The organism is Enterobacter sp. K510, assembly GCF_055804875.1.
On the sequence record NZ_JBNRLQ010000002.1, the window covers coordinates 49041 to 64789 of the forward strand.

Sequence of the window (15749 nt, forward strand, 5' to 3'; positions counted from 1 at the left end):
CGGGTACATATAGCCTGTGTAGTTACAGATGTAAATTAATTGTGAAGATTTTGCTTTCAGGGAAATAACGTGAATACATTAAACCTCTCTATCGTGCACCGGTTGCCGCAGAATTATCGCTGGCTGGCGGGAAGCGCAGGTTCGCAGGTTGAACCGATTCCGCACAATGGACAGAGCGGCGAAAATTGTCTGGTCGCGTTGAAACTGTTAAGCCCGGATGGCGATAGCGCGTGGCCGGTGATGCATAAGCTCAGCCAGGCGTTAAACGATATCGAAGTGGACTGCTCGGTGCTGGAATGCGAAGGCGAGCCCTGCCTGTTTGTTAATCGTCAGGACGAGTTTGCGGCCACCTGCCGCCTGAAAAACTTTGGCGTCGCCATCGCCGAACCGTTCTCGAACAACAATCCTTTCTGAGTTAGCTCAGCGACAGCAGCTGGCGCGTGTAAGCCTGCTGCGGCTGGCTGAACACCTGCGCGCACTCTCCCTGTTCCACCACCTCGCCCTGCCGCAGTACCACCACCTGATGACAGAGCGCGCGCACCACGCGCAGATCGTGACTGATAAAGATGTACGCCAGGCGGTGTTTTTCCTGTAAGGATTTTAACAGCGCGAGGATCTGCGCCTGCACGGTGCGATCCAGCGATGACGTCGGCTCATCCAGCACGATCAGCTCAGGCTTTAAGATCAGCGCCCGGGCAATGGCGATACGCTGCCGCTGGCCGCCGGAAAATTCCGCCGGATAGCGATGGCGGGTATCGGGATCAAGACCCACTTCCACCATCACCGCTTTCACCTGTTCTTCCCGCTCCGCCCGCGACAGGGCCGGCTGATGCACCCGTAACCCTTCTTCGATGATCTGCTGCACATCCAGCCGGGGATTCAGCGAGGAGTTCGGATCCTGGAACACCACCTGCATCCGGTGACGCACCGGCAACATTTGACGGCGATCCCAGCGGTGCAACGGATGATGATCGAATTCAATTTGCCCTTCGCTGGCAATCAGCCGCAGCAGCGCCAGCCCGGTGGTGCTTTTTCCCGATCCGGACTCGCCCACCAGCCCAAGCGTTTCGCCGGGCCGCAGGCTGAAGCTTAAGTTGTTGACCACCGGTTTTTTCCCGGTCACGCGGCGGAAAAGGCCGCTGCGTACCGGAAAGGCGACGTTCAGATTTTTGACCTGCAACAGCGGCGGCAGGGCAGAGGTGAGCGGCACCGGATCGCCAACCGGTTCGCTGTCCAGAAGCCGCTGCGTATAAGGATGCTGCGGGCGGGCGAACAGTTCCGCTGCGCGGTTCTGCTCCACGCAGCGGCCGTTTTGCATCACCGCCACGCTGTCCGCCAGCTTTTTCACAATGCTCAGGTTATGGGTGATGAACAGCAGCCCCATGTTCAGCTCATCACGCAGCTCGCGCAGCAGTTGCAGGATCTGCGCCTGAACGGAAACGTCCAGCGCGGTGGTCGGCTCATCGGCGATCAGCAGTTCCGGGCGGGTCAGCAGCGCCATGGCGATCATCACCCGCTGCCGCTCGCCGCCGGAAAGCTGATGCGGAAAATCGTGCAGCCGGGAGCGGGCATTACGGATGCCGACGCGATCCAGGCAGTCAAGCATTTCGCTGCGCGCCGCCTCACGTCGCATCCCGCGATGCAGGGACAGCACTTCATACAGCTGTTTTTCCAGCGTATGCAGCGGGTTAAGGGAGACCATCGGTTCCTGGAAAATCATCGCGATTTTATTGCCCCGCACGGAGCGGAGGGTTTTTTCGCTTGCATGCAGCAGCGATTCGCCTTTAAACAGAATATCGCCCGTGGGATATTCCACCGGCGGCGCGGGCAGCAGCCGCAATACCGACAGCGCGGTGACGCTTTTGCCGGAGCCGGATTCGCCCACCAGCGCCAGAGTTTCACCGGCATGGATAGTCAGCGACAGATCGCTGACTACGGTGCGCAGCTGTTGCTGATGGCGGAAGGCTACCGTCAGGGAATTTATCGCCAGCAGGGGAGCGCTCATCTTACACCGCCTTGTTCGGATCGAAGGCGTCGCGCACCGCTTCGCCGATGAAAATCAACAGCGACAGCAGCACCGCCACCGATAAAAAGCCCGCGATGCCCAGCCAGGGGGCCTGAAGATTATTTTTGCCCTGTAACAGCAACTCTCCCAGCGACGGCGAGCCGAGCGGCAGGCCGAAGCCGAGAAAATCCAGCGAGGTGAGGGTGGTGATGGAGCTGCACAGAATAAAGGGGATAAAGGTCAGCACGGCGACCATGGCGTTGGGCAGCATATGGCGCAGGATAATGCTGCGATCGCTGACCCCCAGCGCCTGCGCCGCGCGGATATAATCAAAATTACGGGTGCGTAAAAACTCTGCCCGCACCACCCCCACCAGACTCATCCAGCCGAACAGCACCGTCACCGCCAGCAGCCACCAGAAGCCCGGCTGAATGACGCTGGAGAGCAGAATGATCAAGAACAGCGTCGGCATTCCTGCCCACACCTCGATCACCCGCTGGCCAAAGAGATCGATACGGCCGCCGTAATAGCCCTGGATCGCCCCGACCATCACGCCGATCACGCTGGAGCAGAGCGTCAGCATCAGGCCAAAGAGCACGGAAATGCGCGTGCCGTAGAGAATGCGCGCCAGCACGTCGCTGCCGTTGGCGTCCGTACCCAGCCAGTTCTGTGCGGACGGCGGCGACGGGAAAGGCGTGTCGGTGGCGAAATTAATGCTGCGCGCGCCGAAGCGTACCGGCGCCCACAATACCCAGGCGTGGTCATCCAGCTGCTTTTGCAGCCAGGGATCCTGATAATCCGCCGGGGTGGTGAACTGCCCGCCGAATACCGTTTCGCTGTAATCCTTCAGCACCGGGGCGTACCACTGGCCTTCATAGCGCACCAGCAGCGGCTTATCGTTGGCAATAAGCTCCGCGCACAGGCTGAGGGAAAACAGCACAAGGAAAATCCACAAGGACCAGTAGCCGCGACGATTATGGCGAAAGCGTGCCCAGCGGGCCTGGTTAACGAGGCTTAATTGACGCATCAGCGACCCTCAAAATCGATACGTGGATCCACCAGCGTATAGCTGATATCGCTGAGGATATTCAGCAGCAGGCCAATCAGGGTGAAAATATAGAGCGTGCCGAACATCACCGGATAATCCCGCGAGACGGTGGCTTCGTAGCCGAGCAGCCCCAGGCCGTTCAGCGAAAACATCACTTCAATCAGCAGCGAGCCGGTAAAAAACATGCTGATAAAGGTGGCCGGGAAACCGGCGATCACCAGCAGCATCGCATTACGAAAGACGTGTTTATGCAGAATATTGCGCTCGCTCACCCCTTTGGCGCGGGCGGTGACCACGTACTGCTTACGGATCTCATCAAGAAAGGAATTTTTGGTCAGCATGGTTAAGGCGGCAAAGCCGCCGATCACCGTCGCCAGTACCGGCAGCGTGATGTGCCACAGGTAATCGGTGATTTTCTGATACCAGGGCAGGGTATCAAAGTTAGCGCTCACCAGCCCGCGCAGCGGGAAGAGATCGTAATAGCTGCCGCCGGCAAACAGCACGATCAGCAGCACGGCAAACAGGAAGGCCGGGATCGCATAGCCGATTATAATAAAGGCACTGCTCCAGGTATCGAAGCGGCTGCCGTTGTGCACCGCCTTGCGGATGCCGAGCGGAATGGACACCAGATAGATAATCAGCGTGCCCCAAAGCCCGAGCGTCACCGACACCGGCATACTCTCTTTGATGAGCTGTAGCACGGAGGCGCTGCGGAACAGGCTGTCGCCAAAATCAAAGCACAGGTAATTCCACAGCATAGTGAAATAGCGCTCATGCAGCGGTTTGTCGAAGCCGTAGCGTTTGGTGATCTCTTCGATAACTTCCGGATCCAGGCCGCGGCCGCCGCGATAGTTGCCCTCGCCGATGTTGCCCACGCCGGTGCGCGCATGGGACGCGCCCATACCGCCATCGCCGCTGCCGGGCATCGCCCCTTTCTGACCAAACTCAATAGCGGCAATCGCCTGATCCACCGGGCCGCCGGGGGCGATCTGCACGATGAAAAAGTTAATGGTGATGATCGCCCACAGGGTGGGGATCAGCAGCAGTAAACGACGAAGTAAATAAGCGCCCATAGCCTCTCCTTAACGTCTGGCAGCGGGCAGTTTCGCCGCTTTGTTGACGTCGTACCACCAGGTATCAAACCCGATGGAATAGACCGGGCGCTGCGCGGGCATGGAAAATTTATCCCAGTAAGCGAGGCGATCGGATGCCATAAACCACATCGGCAGCATGTAATAATTCCACGTCAGCACCCGATCCAGCGCCCGGCCCAGCGGCAATAGTTTTTCTTTATCGCCCTGAGCGGCAATGATTTTTTCAAGCAGTGCATCGATAATCGGGCTGGTGACGCCCGGCGTGTTGTAGGTGGAATTCAGGTAGGCCGAGCCCCAGGAAATTTGCAGATCGGTATCCGGCCATGGCCGTGCCTGCAAGGTGCGCGGCATCATGTCAAAATCACGGCTGCGCAGACGGTTGGTGAGCTGGGAGTTATCCACCTGGCGTACGTTGAGCGTTACGCCAAGCCGCGCCAGATTATGCTGGAAGGGCATCACCCAGAGATTGTTGCTCCCGGCGGGCAGCAGCAACTCGAAGATGAAGGGTTTTCCGGTCTTCACATTCACACGCTGTTTGCCCTTCAGCACCCAGCCCGCCGCATCCAGCAGTTGACTTGCTTTCAGCAGATTATTGCGGTCAAAGCCGTTGCCCTGCGAGACGGGCGGCTGGTAGATGGAGGTAAACACCTCCGGCGGCAGTCCGGCTTTCATCGGCGCCAGCAGCGTCAGCTCGGCGGCATCCGGATAGCCACGGGCGGCGTATTCCGTATTCTGGAAATAGCTGTTGGTTCGTGAATAGGCGTTATAGAACAGCGCCTTATTCATCCATTCAAAATCGAAAGCCAGCGTCAGCGCTTCACGAACCCGGCGATCCTGAAACAGCGGCCGCTGGTTATTAAACGCCAGCCAGCGCGTATCCTGCGCCGATTCGTTTTTCTGCTCGTCCTTAACAATAAAGTGGTTGGCGAAATTTTTGCCGGTATAGCGCGTTGCCCAGTTTTTGGCATCCCCTTCCTGACGGAAATCAAACGCTCCGGCCTTGAAGGCTTCGAAAGCCACGTTATCGTCCAGATAGTAGTCGTAGCGAATATTATCGAAATTCCAGCGTCCGCGATTGACCGGCAGATCCGCCGCCCAGTAATCCCGCACGCGGGTGTAGGCGATATACTGCCCCATACGCCACTGGCTGATGCGGTACGGCCCGCCGCCTAATGGCGGCACGGACAAGGGATCGCTGAGCTTATGGTTTTTCCAGAATTTTTCTGGCATCACCGGCAGGCTGAACAGGCTCAGCAGATCTTCTTTACCGGGTTTGGCCAGCGCAATGCGTACGGTCAGCGGCGCGATGGCTTTGACCGTGGTGCCCTTGTAAATCAGCCGAAACTGCGGCACGCCTTCGGTCATGAATTTATGAAAGGAAAAGGCCACGTCGCTGGCTTTGACGGGCGTACCGTCCTGAAAGGTGGCCTTTGGATTAATGGCGATCTCCGCCCAGGAAAAGTCATCCGCGTAGCGCGCCATCTCCGCGATCAGCGGGTAGTAACTGCCCGGCTCATCGTCCGAAGTGGTGAATAGGGTGTCATACAGCGCCTCGGTGCGTACCGCGGCATTACCGCGCAGGGCGTAGCGGTTGAAGTTATCAAAGGTGCCGATCACTGCCAGGGTGATGTTGCCGCCCTTCGGCGCTGCCGGATTGACGTAATCAAAATGGCTGAAATCCGCGGCGTATTTCGGCTCGCCAATCACCGAAAAGGCGTAGCTCTCTTTTATGGTCTGTGCCTGAGCGGTCAGGCTCAACATGGCGAACAGCATCATTATTACGCGCAGAGACATCATCGGGCGGCTTCCTTTTACCAGCGCTAAGACCGGTGAATAATAAGGTACAGGCTGGTGGATGGTAAATGCTTCACCCCTGAAGCTGAACAGAAAAAGGCGGTGGCTGCCAGTTTTGCAGCTGGGCCAGCGTCATCGGGCGGCAAAACCAGTAGCCCTGCAAAAAGTTTACCCCACGGGCGCGCAGCCATCTGGCCTGGTCAGCGGTTTCCACGCCTTCCGCAACGGTCTGCATGTTCAGCCGTTTCGCCAGCAGCAGCACGGTGTCCAGCACCGGCGAGGCGGCGGTTTCCATATCAATGACGCTCACAAAGGCGCGATCGATTTTCAGGTAATCCAGGGTAAAACGCTCCAGATAAATCAGCGCGCTGTGGCCGGTGCCGAAATCATCAATGGCAATTTCATAGCCTTTCTGATGCAGGGCCTTAAACAGAGTCGCCGCTTCGCCATGCTTAAGCATATGACGCTCGGTAATTTCCAGTACGATGTTGAAATGCTGCGCGGGCAGGGTGGCCTTCAGACAGTCAAGATCCTCAATGAAGCTGGCGGCATGCAGATGGCCGGTGGCGATATTGATGCCGAGCTTGCCGCCCACGGGGAGCACGCTTTGTAAAGCCGCGCCGTCACGGGCGATCAGCCGAAACAGGTGCTGCGTCAGCGGTACCATCAGTTTTTGCGCTTCAGCGAGGGGAATAAAGGTATTCGGGGAGATCTCACCCTTCGTCGGATGCTTCCAGCGCAGCAACACTTCCGCGCCGCTGACGCGCAGCGTGCCCGCATCCACCACCGGTTGATACACCACATAAAATTGGTCGTTCTTAATAGCCTGCAAAATCTCTCTGCCCGGCCGCAGACGCCGGTGCAGCAACAGGGCGCAGAGTAAACCCGCCAGCAGACCCGCCATCAGCGCGGGCAGCAGCGCCAGCTGAATGTCCTGCGGCGTCCAGCGTTCGGCATACAGCCAGAGGGTGAGCGGCAGGCTGTCGATGGCCGCATGGCGTACCGACTGCGCAGAGACATCCCCCGGGGAAATCAGCCGGGCGGAAAAGGTGGAGATGGCGTTATCGCCTGTCGCCAGCGCAACGCCCTGATAATTATCCCGCAGGGAAGCGTTGATCAACGAAGGGGCGAGATTGACGTTAACGGAGACGAAAACCCCGTGTTCATCCCGCAGCGGGCTTTGATACCAGATGCCGATGGCGGGAGTATCGGGCATCATCGGCGTGCCGGGCAGGATCACCATATCGAGCTTTTTGCTGACATCTATACCCGGTATCAGATCGGTCAGCGGCACATCCATCGCGCCGGTGGCGGAGGAGCAGAACGCATTATGGTTACGTACCAGTAAAAACGCCCGTACGTTCACGCTAAATGCCGCCCGCGATGTTAATTCGCTGCTGACTTTTTCACAGGGGCTTAAGGCTAACGGTTGCAGTAAATCGCTGGTGGTATGCAGATCGCTAAAATAATGTTCAACGTTAGCTTTAATATCGCTGAATAAACGATCTAACTGAATTTCACGATGGTGTTGCGCAATACTAAATTGCAGGCCTCCTGCCACGATGCCCGTCAGAATGCCTGTCAGAATACTGATGATCAGAATTTTGCGGCTGGCATGCGTTAAGCGGATCGGCATAGGGGTACGGTATCCAGATAAGACAGAGGATCGCTTTGAATTGTCAGACTATAGCCTGGAAAGACTTCAGCCGTCAGCAGGCAAAAAAAAAGCACTGCCGGAGCAGCGCTTCTTTTTTATGTCGTCATGTCAGTCAAGGGAAACTAACAGGCGATACGTTAACTGCGGACTAAAACGCGACGCGCTTCGTTATAACGTTTTTTCCAGTATGGCTCGTCCATACTTGAAATCACGACACCGCTGCTGGTAGAGGCATGGACAAACTGGTTGTTGCCAATATAAATACCAACGTGACGTCCGGTAGAACCGGCTCTGAACAGGACCAGATCGCCGGTGCGTAAGCTGGTGCGTGAAACGGATTTGCCCATTTCCTGCTGTTCATAGGTGGAACGCGGCAGTTCTAAACCAAACTGTTCGCGGAAAGTACGCTGTACGAAACCGGAGCAATCAATACCTTTCTTGGTATCGCCGCCAAGACGGTAACGAACGCCTTTCCAGCTTGCGTATTGATCCATAAGGCGGGATTTAACATCCAGATTACGAACCATCGTCTCAAATTCATCCTGAGAGGCTTGCAGTGACGAGGCATCTTCGGTGCCCACAACATGCGTCTCAGGGTGCATATTCTTTGCGGTATTAGTTGAACAAGCTGAAAGCAGTACCGCTACTGCTAACGCGGGGATCGCCCGCCCGAGATATCTCAAAAACGGTTGAGATTTGACCATGTTGTTTATTTTCCCTTGAAGTCCTTAACGATAAATATCGCTATATAAATGCCAAACGTGACGAGATTAATTACCTGCGCACTACGACACAATTCCTCCAGGTCAAATCTGTGGTTTAACGCACAAATTTATTCACAGTGGGAATATTTTATGTCTGTGAGGCGAAACGCAGTCGAGATTACCTTATCACCCCAGGCAATGCGAGACTTTTTATGTGTTTTTTTATAAGAAATTATGATACCGAAAGTGAAAATAAATCTTTGTACAAAAAGCAAGCAATTTAGCTTAAAAACCATGCATGCCGCTCATTTAGCTGGAGAAATTTTGTGACAGGCGTATGACGGAAAGGAGAAAGAGCCAACTTTATTTTGCAGGGATCCTTGTCGATCCCTGCAATGGCGGTAAAAAGAAGTTATTTATTTGTTTAAAAGTTGTTTGTTTTTATAAGGCAAATAATAGTCAAACAGTGAAACGATTTTATCGCTAAGGGGTGTCAACAAAAACCAGGGTAAGCCAATGAGCACGGCAGAAAGGGAGCCGACGACAATATCAGTAAACCAGTGCGCGCCTATCATTACCCGCGGGAACGCGAAAACCACCACAATAAGCAGGGCAATGGCAAAGGCGCCTTTACCAAAATAACGCCACATGACTGCTGAAAAAATAAGCAGCATCATGCCGTGATCCCCAGGGAAGCTGTCTTTCGAGGCATCTTTAGTAGGAATAACGCTCAGCAAATCGCTGACGCGGTTGACATGCTCAAAGAATAACGACGGGCTGGCGCGTTTAACCGGGTACAGCGCCTGCGCCAGCTGGTTGATCACCACGGCGGTGAGCAGCATCATCAGGCCTATCATCACCACGCGGCGACGGCCCGCCGCATCGGCGTTACGCCAGAAGCTCACCATCAGCGCGCCCATCGCCAGCAGGGAGCAGGCATCAAAGGCGCGGTTGTTGGTGACAGCGACCAGCCACAGAAAGGCACGGCTTTCTGTCAGCTTTTCATTAAAGAAATGAAAAATAGCCGAGTCGAGGGTAAACCACATGCCATGGTTTACCGGCAGGTACCAGGATAAAAACAGCGCCAGACCGGCGGCATTTAACAGTAAAATCAGGGGAAGTCGCGTTTTCATGTATTCATCAGAAACTAAGGTATCAACCGTAACGTTAATTCTCGTCGGCTAAACGAAGCTTCAACAAAGTTGACTGAAGTGCATTCCAGTCCGCTTCATCAGCGGTGATCAGCTCAATACGGCTGTCCGGCGGCGATACATTTTGCGTTTCGATACGCAAATCCTGTCCCTGACGATTAATACGCACCAGCCCTTCGGGAATGCGCATCACGCCTTTTACGCGATCCACCGGCGCCAGTCGCGCCCACTCCAGCAGGCCAATGGTGTCGAAACGGGTTTCAGCATCAAAGATCCAGCCGCAGGCCTGATGGCCCTGCCCACTGTTGAGGCTGCGACGCCAGCGCTGGTGGGACGGCAGACTCAGCGCGGCAAGGCCTTTTTTATCGCCATGCCCATGCTGATGCGCGGCGCTTTCGGGCAGCTCACGCTGGTTGCGGCGCGGGCGATCCAGCAGGGCGGGGTCGATATTTCCCTGGGTGGCGGTGAATAACTCCCGATCGCCGCCGTACTGCTGCCACCACTGCGCCAGCGCCTGCTCGCTTTCCGGCGTGCGGCGATCCGCTTTATTGGCGATGATAATATCTGCCGCCGCCAGCTGGTCGCGGAAGTTCTCATTATTCACGGCCTTTTCATCCAGCAGCTGACGCGGATCGAGCAGGCAGAGGGTGGCCTGTAATTCGATCCACGGCTCATAAACCGGGGCGGTAAGCATATCGAGGATCTGCTTCGGATGGCCCAGGCCGGTAGGCTCGATCAGTAAACGGTCCGGCTTACCCTGGCGCAGCAGGGTATTCAGCCCCACCTGCATTGGCAAACCATTCACGCAGCACATACAGCCGCCGGGGATCTCTTTTAACAGCGCGCCGCTGTCCGCCAGCAATGCGCCGTCAATGCCGACCTCACCAAATTCATTCACCAGCACGGCCCATTTTTCGGCGGGATCCTTCTGCGCCAGCAGATGCAAAATAGAGGTGGTTTTACCGCTACCCAGAAAACCGGTGATCAGGTTGGTCCTGGTCATATAAGCTCCATGATTAGATCTGTTAACTGTTATTAAGTAACAATAATGCTAATCCTGGCGAAAAAAGAAGGAAAAGAGAAGTGAAAGGGCGGACAGAAGGCTTATCTGTCCGCTTTAATGGCAGGAATTGTTAATGAGCGAGCATGTCAATCACCGCCTGATGCGCGCCTTTATCAGCAATCTGCTGCCAGGCCGCCTGGATCGCATTGACGAACGCCGGATCGGCAGGGAGGTCGCTGCCGAAGATTTCCGTCAGCGTCAGCAGGGCGGGTACGCGATCGTCCGGCTCGCTGGTTTCGACGATGGCGCGGAATTTTTCCACCAGCGGATCGCGAATATCAATCGCCTGCCCGGCATCGTCAACGCCGCTGACATAGCGCATCCAGCCAGCGACGCCCAGCGCCAGCAGCGGCCAGGGCGTACCGCGTTGCAGATGCACGCGGATCCCGTCCAGCATACGCTGCGGCAATTTCTGGCTGCCGTCCATGGCGATCTGCCAGGTCCGGTGTTGCAGCGCCGGGTTGGCAAAACGGTCGATCAGGCTGTCGGCGTAAGCGGTGAGATCCACATCGGTGATGCGCAGCGTCGGTGCCTGCTCTTCCAGCATCAGACGGCGGGCGGCGCGGCGAAAATGCGCATCCTGCATGCAGTCGCTGATATGGGCAAAACCCGCCAGATAGCCCAGATAGGCAAGGAAAGAGTGGCTGCCGTTCAGCATACGCAGCTTCATTTGCTCCCAGGGCAGCACATCCTGCACCAGTTGCACGCCAGCCACTTCCCATGCCGGGCGTCCGGCAACAAAGTTATCTTCGACTACCCACTGAATAAAAGGCTCACAGCTGATGGCACAGGGATCTTCCACCCCCAGCGTGCGGGTAATTTCCGCCAGCGATTCATCCGTTGCCGCAGGTACGATGCGATCGACCATGGTGCCGGGGAAGCTCACTTTGTCGTTGATCCACTGTGCCAGCTCAGCGGAGCGCTGCTGCGCCATGCCGAGCACGGCGTTTTTCACCACATGGCCGTTGTCGGGAATATTGTCGCAGGAGAGGACGGTAAAAGGCGCAAGGCCGCGATCGCGACGGCGGGCGAGCGCTTCCACCAGAATACCCGGCGCAGAGTGCGGCTCGGCGGGATTTTGCAGATCGTGCATGATACGCGGCTGGTTAAGATCCAGTTTGCCGGTCGCCGGATCGATGCAGTAACCTTTTTCCGTGATGGTCAGCGACACAATCGCCACCTGCGGCTCGCAGAATTTTTCGATGATGGCGGGCAGGGAGTCCAGTTTGGCGTTCAGGCATTCGTGAACCGCGCCGACGATAATCGCCTCGTTGCCCGTCGCGCCTTTTTCCAGCACGGTGAACAGGTGCTCCTGCTCACGCAATTGCGTCATTAACCGGTCACCGCTGAACAGGCTGATTTCGCAGATCCCCCAATCGCCGCCCCGGGCGTTCAGCACCCGGTCCGTTAACAGCGCCTGATGCGCGCGATGAAAAGCGCCAAAACCGAAATGCACGATGCGCGAGCGCAGCAGGGAGCGATCATACTGCGGTAAGCGGACGTTTTCCGGCAGCGTTTGCAAGGCGATTGTCTTCATTAATAAACACCTGATTAACTAATAATTAACAAGATGCAGTGTAAAGTTATATGACAGCAAATTGAATTGGTATGCCTTAATTTTACGGGGAATGTGAGCTGGATCAATCTGGGATACGGTGGGGTTTGATCGCCGGAAATAAACATGTATGGTAGTCGTCATTGGCTTTGGCTGTATTGGTATAACAACTTTTAGAGGGTTAGGCGATGGAACAAACCTGGCGTTGGTATGGACCGAACGATCCGGTATCTCTTGATGACGTCCGTCAGGCGGGCGCAACCGGCGTGGTCACCGCACTGCATCATATTCCTAACGGTCAGGTATGGCCGGTGGAAGAAATCAAACAGCGCCAGGCGCAGCTGGCTGAAAAAGGCCTTACCTGGTCGGTAGTGGAAAGTATTCCGGTACACGAAGACATCAAAACCCACAGCGGCGAATACAAAACCTGGATTGCCAATTATCAGCAGAGTATCCGTAATCTGGCGGCCTGTGGCATCGATACCGTCTGCTACAACTTTATGCCGATCCTCGACTGGACGCGTACCGACCTGGAATACACGCTGCCGGACGGCTCCAAGGCCCTGCGTTTTGATCAGATTGCCTTTGCCGCTTTCGAGCTGCATATCCTGAAACGCGAAGGGGCGCAGGCAGACTATACCGAAGAAGAGCAGCGTCAGGCGCTGGAATTCTTTAACGCCGCCAGCGACGCGGAAATTGAAAAGCTGACGCGTAATATCATTGCCGGTCTGCCGGGGGCGGAAGAGGGCTATACGCTGGATCAGTTCCGCGCGCGCCTGGCAGAATACGATGGCATTAATAAAGAACAGCTGCGTGAAAACATGGCCGTGTTCCTGAAAGCCATTGTGCCGGTGGCGGAAGAAGTGGGCGTGCGTCTGGCCGTTCACCCGGACGATCCGCCGCGCCCGATCCTTGGCCTGCCGCGTATTGTTTCCACCATTGAAGATATGCAGTGGCTGAAAATGTGCGTCGACAGCATTCACAACGGCTTCACCATGTGCACCGGCTCTTACGGCGTGCGGGCAGATAACGATCTGGTGAAGATGGTGGAAACCTTTGGCGACCGTATTCACTTTACGCATCTGCGTTCCACCTGCCGCGAGGCGAACCCGAAAACCTTCCACGAAGCCGCGCATTTACAGGGCGACGTTGACATGGTGGCGGTGGTGAAAGCGATCCTCACTGAAGAACTGCGTCGTAAGAAGGCCGGAGATTTACGACCGATCCCGTTCCGTCCCGATCACGGGCACCAGATGCTGGACGATCTGCGTAAGAAAACCAACCCTGGCTATTCGGCAATTGGTCGTCTGAAAGGGATGGCGGAAGTACGCGGCGTGGAACTGGCGCTGAAACATACGCTGTTCCCGGAACTGCTGTAGCTTGTCAGAACGCCCGGCGGCGCAAGCTTGCCGGGCCTACGTGTAGGCCGGGTAAGCGCAGCGCCACCCGGCTAATAGCTGTTAATCCGCGCGGCCCATATAACGGCTTTCTTCGATATGAATGCGGATCTTCTCGCCCGTGGTCAGGTATTCCGGAACCTGGATCACCAGACCTGTGCTCAGGGTGGCAGGCTTGGTACGGGAGCTGGCTGAAGCGCCTTTAATGCCCGGTGCCGTTTCCACAATTTCCAGATCCACCGTCTGCGGCAGCTCCAGCGCCAGCAGCTGACCATCCCAGGTTAACACCTGCATGTCCGGCATACCGCCTTCCGGAATAAATTGCAGTTCGTCTTCGATCTGCTCTTTGGTGAAGATATACGGCGTGTAATCTTCTTTATCCATAAATACGTATTCGTTGCCGTCGACATAAGAGAAGTCAACGAAACGACGGGTCAGCGTCACGGTATCCACGATGTCGTCGCCTTTAAAACGCTCTTCAACTTTCATCCCGGTACGGACGTCAGAAAAACGCATTTTATACAGCGTCGCTGCGCCACGGGCGCTCGGTGACTGAATATCGATATTTTTCACAATCAGCAGTTTGCCGTTGTAATTCAGCACCATACCTTTTTTAATTTCATTCGCTCTTGGCATTATTAATCCTGTTTGGGAAAAGGGTAAAAATATCGCGACAAATTACTCGCGAGGGGCGTTTCAGGCAAGGGGAATCAGCATGTTTTGCATGTTCACCACAAAAAGTGATAGCGTGCGCAAACGTGGGATGACAACCCCGATCACCCCCGACAAAAGAGAGCCGTTTATGGAGTGTCGCAGCGATTGCGGAGCCTGTTGTACCGCGCCATCCATCAGCAGCCCGATCCCCGGTATGCCGGACGGCAAACCCGCCAATACCCCCTGTGTTCAGCTTGACGAGCAGCAGCGCTGTAAGCTGTTCCGCTCGCCGCTGCGCCCGAAAGTCTGCGCCGGACTGCAACCCTCCCGCGAGATGTGCGGCAGCACGCGCTCGCAGGCGATGGTTTACCTTATCGATCTGGAAAGACAGACCGCGCCTTAAACATCTTTTATGCGCGCCAGGCACGCCATGGTGGCGACGATCATCACCAGCGCAAACCAGAATACCGCGTGATAGCTCCAGAATTCTGCCACCACGCCCGCCAGCGACCCGGCGATGATCCAGCCGACGCGGGTGGTATTAGTATAAAGCGTGGTGGCGGCCCCCGCCTGGCCTGGCATCAGATCCTGAAAATAGAGCATGCCGATACCGGCAAGAATACCGATGTAAATGGCGTTCAGCAGCTGTAAAGCAAGCAGCAATACCGGTGTATGCACGGTCAGCATCCCGGCGTAAAAAATCAGCCCGGCGACCACCGCGATGCGCATCAGAAAGCGCTTGCCGAAGCGTTTAGCGTAGTAACCCGCAATCAGCATGGTCGGGATCTCAAGCCCGGCGGCGGTACCCATCATCACACCCGCCAGCTTTTCCGGCAGATGCAACTCATTAATGATAAACAGCGGCATATTAATGATATAGAGGCTGTTGGTGCCCCACATCAGCGTGCAGATGACAAACAGCAGCAGCGCATCGCGTCTGTTGGTGCGCGGCGCTTCCAGCACGCCGGTCGCCAGCACCGGCTCTTTGCGCATGGTCGGCAGAAAAAACCACACCATGATCCCGCACACCACAAAGGCAATAGCCGCGCTCAGATACATCATCGTAAAGCCGAATCCCATCGCCAGCGCATAGGCCAGCGGCGGGCCGATCACCCAGGCCAGCGACACCTGCGCGCGCAGGATCGAGCTGAACATCACCGCTTCGCGGCCGGTGCGATCCGCATGTTCACGGGCAAGGGCGAACATCTGCGGGTTTGCGGTTGAGCCAAAGCTGCTCAGGAAGACGCCGATAAACAACAGAATGAAATAGTTACGGTTAAAGGCAAAGAGCGTACAGGCCAGCACCCCGAACAGACAGCAAAATACGATGAGATTTTTACGGTCGCCTTTGCGATCCGAACGCCCGGCAAGGAACTGGCTGACCAGAATGCCGATCACCGCGCTGCCGGTGAAGAAAAAGCCAACCATCGCCGGGCGGGCATGCACTTCGTTAGTCAGAAATAAGCTCAGCGTCGGCGTCTGCAGGGCACCAGCAATGCCGGTGAGAAAGGCCACAATCAAAAACGCCGTGGAGGTGACGTCAAACGGTTTGGGAGAGGCGGCTGCGGGGGTAATGTGCATCTTTTCGGTTCTGCGTTCTGAAGAAGACGCGGAGTTTACGCCGCTA

14 protein-coding genes are annotated in these 15749 nt (G+C 56.1%); 3 read left to right on the forward strand and 11 right to left on the reverse strand.

Annotation, left to right across the window (positions count from 1 at the left end):
- The first annotated feature begins 69 nt into the window (after positions 1 to 69).
- Positions 70 to 414 carry a YejG family protein gene (locus tag ACQUTD_RS02755; protein ID WP_318372984.1) on the forward strand — a complete coding sequence of 115 codons (345 nt, stop codon included), beginning with the start codon at positions 70 to 72 and terminating at the stop codon, positions 412 to 414.
- A 1-nt stretch (position 415) separates the two neighbouring features.
- Here the strand turns inward: ACQUTD_RS02755 and yejF are convergent, their stop codons facing one another.
- From yejF to ACQUTD_RS02800, 9 genes are all read right to left on the reverse strand, one after another.
- Positions 416 to 2005, reverse strand: coding sequence for a microcin C ABC transporter ATP-binding protein YejF (yejF, locus tag ACQUTD_RS02760; protein ID WP_473273604.1), 1590 nt, complete (start codon positions 2003 to 2005; stop codon positions 416 to 418).
- 1 nt (position 2006) lies between these two features.
- Complete coding sequence (locus ACQUTD_RS02765; protein ID WP_473273607.1) at positions 2007 to 3032, reverse strand: microcin C ABC transporter permease; 1026 nt, start codon at positions 3030 to 3032, stop codon at positions 2007 to 2009.
- Positions 3032 to 4126: a microcin C ABC transporter permease YejB gene (locus ACQUTD_RS02770; RefSeq protein WP_473273609.1), complete on the reverse strand. Its 1095-nt coding sequence runs from the start codon at positions 4124 to 4126 to the stop codon at positions 3032 to 3034. Before ACQUTD_RS02770 ends, ACQUTD_RS02765 begins: the two co-directional genes overlap by 1 nt.
- A gap of 9 nt (positions 4127 to 4135) precedes the next feature.
- Entirely contained in the window at positions 4136 to 5941 is a 1806-nt protein-coding gene (locus ACQUTD_RS02775) for an ABC transporter substrate-binding protein (protein ID WP_473273941.1), read from the reverse strand.
- Between the two features lie 73 nt (positions 5942 to 6014).
- Positions 6015 to 7577: a cyclic di-GMP phosphodiesterase gene (locus ACQUTD_RS02780; protein WP_473273611.1), complete on the reverse strand. Its 1563-nt coding sequence runs from the start codon at positions 7575 to 7577 to the stop codon at positions 6015 to 6017.
- 158 nt (positions 7578 to 7735) lie between these two features.
- Entirely contained in the window at positions 7736 to 8302 is a 567-nt protein-coding gene (mepS, locus tag ACQUTD_RS02785) for a bifunctional murein DD-endopeptidase/murein LD-carboxypeptidase (RefSeq protein WP_072569151.1), read from the reverse strand.
- Between the two features lie 416 nt (positions 8303 to 8718).
- Positions 8719 to 9435: a phosphatase PAP2 family protein gene (locus tag ACQUTD_RS02790; RefSeq protein ID WP_473273613.1), complete on the reverse strand. Its 717-nt coding sequence runs from the start codon at positions 9433 to 9435 to the stop codon at positions 8719 to 8721.
- Positions 9436 to 9469: 34 nt separating this feature from the next.
- Positions 9470 to 10456 (reverse strand): CobW family GTP-binding protein, encoded by a 987-nt coding sequence (locus tag ACQUTD_RS02795; RefSeq protein WP_318362854.1) that lies wholly within the window; start codon positions 10454 to 10456, stop codon positions 9470 to 9472.
- A 130-nt stretch (positions 10457 to 10586) separates the two neighbouring features.
- Positions 10587 to 12053, reverse strand: a complete 1467-nt coding sequence (locus ACQUTD_RS02800; protein ID WP_473273616.1) for a fructuronate reductase — start codon at positions 12051 to 12053, stop codon at positions 10587 to 10589.
- Between the two features lie 206 nt (positions 12054 to 12259).
- Here ACQUTD_RS02800 and uxuA point away from each other — a divergent pair, with 206 nt between their 5' ends.
- Entirely contained in the window at positions 12260 to 13450 is a 1191-nt protein-coding gene (gene uxuA / locus ACQUTD_RS02805; RefSeq protein WP_321987782.1) for a mannonate dehydratase, read from the forward strand.
- Between the two features lie 81 nt (positions 13451 to 13531).
- Here the strand turns inward: uxuA and yeiP are convergent, their stop codons facing one another.
- Positions 13532 to 14104 (reverse strand): elongation factor P-like protein YeiP, encoded by a 573-nt coding sequence (gene yeiP / locus ACQUTD_RS02810; RefSeq protein WP_072569146.1) that lies wholly within the window; start codon positions 14102 to 14104, stop codon positions 13532 to 13534.
- A 166-nt stretch (positions 14105 to 14270) separates the two neighbouring features.
- On the opposite strand from yeiP, the gene ACQUTD_RS02815 reads away from it, so the two are divergent.
- On the forward strand, positions 14271 to 14525 hold the full coding sequence (locus ACQUTD_RS02815) for a YkgJ family cysteine cluster protein (protein WP_473273943.1): 255 nt from the start codon (positions 14271 to 14273) through the stop codon (positions 14523 to 14525).
- Here ACQUTD_RS02815 and setB read toward each other — a convergent pair.
- Entirely contained in the window at positions 14522 to 15703 is a 1182-nt protein-coding gene (setB, locus tag ACQUTD_RS02820) for a sugar efflux transporter SetB (protein ID WP_318362856.1), read from the reverse strand. The genes ACQUTD_RS02815 and setB overlap by 4 nt on opposite strands.
- Positions 15704 to 15749 lie beyond the last annotated feature (46 nt).

Bases quoted from the DNA above. Each gene is read 5' to 3' on its own strand.
- yejF (WP_473273604.1), bottom strand. From the start codon at position 2,005: ATGAGCGCTCCCCTGCTGGCGATAAATTCCCTGACGGTAGCCTTCCGC.
- ACQUTD_RS02765 (WP_473273607.1), bottom strand. From the start codon at position 3,032: ATGCGTCAATTAAGCCTCGTTAACCAGGCCCGCTGGGCACGCTTTCGC.
- ACQUTD_RS02770 (WP_473273609.1), bottom strand. From the start codon at position 4,126: ATGGGCGCTTATTTACTTCGTCGTTTACTGCTGCTGATCCCCACCCTG.
- ACQUTD_RS02775 (WP_473273941.1), bottom strand. From the start codon at position 5,941: ATGTCTCTGCGCGTAATAATGATGCTGTTCGCCATGTTGAGCCTGACC.
- ACQUTD_RS02780 (WP_473273611.1), bottom strand. From the start codon at position 7,577: ATGCCGATCCGCTTAACGCATGCCAGCCGCAAAATTCTGATCATCAGT.
- mepS (WP_072569151.1), bottom strand. From the start codon at position 8,302: ATGGTCAAATCTCAACCGTTTTTGAGATATCTCGGGCGGGCGATCCCC.
- ACQUTD_RS02790 (WP_473273613.1), bottom strand. From the start codon at position 9,435: ATGAAAACGCGACTTCCCCTGATTTTACTGTTAAATGCCGCCGGTCTG.
- ACQUTD_RS02795 (WP_318362854.1), bottom strand. From the start codon at position 10,456: ATGACCAGGACCAACCTGATCACCGGTTTTCTGGGTAGCGGTAAAACC.
- ACQUTD_RS02800 (WP_473273616.1), bottom strand. From the start codon at position 12,053: ATGAAGACAATCGCCTTGCAAACGCTGCCGGAAAACGTCCGCTTACCG.
- uxuA (WP_321987782.1), top strand. From the start codon at position 12,260: ATGGAACAAACCTGGCGTTGGTATGGACCGAACGATCCGGTATCTCTT.
- yeiP (WP_072569146.1), bottom strand. From the start codon at position 14,104: ATGCCAAGAGCGAATGAAATTAAAAAAGGTATGGTGCTGAATTACAAC.
- ACQUTD_RS02815 (WP_473273943.1), top strand. From the start codon at position 14,271: ATGGAGTGTCGCAGCGATTGCGGAGCCTGTTGTACCGCGCCATCCATC.
- setB (WP_318362856.1), bottom strand. From the start codon at position 15,703: ATGCACATTACCCCCGCAGCCGCCTCTCCCAAACCGTTTGACGTCACC.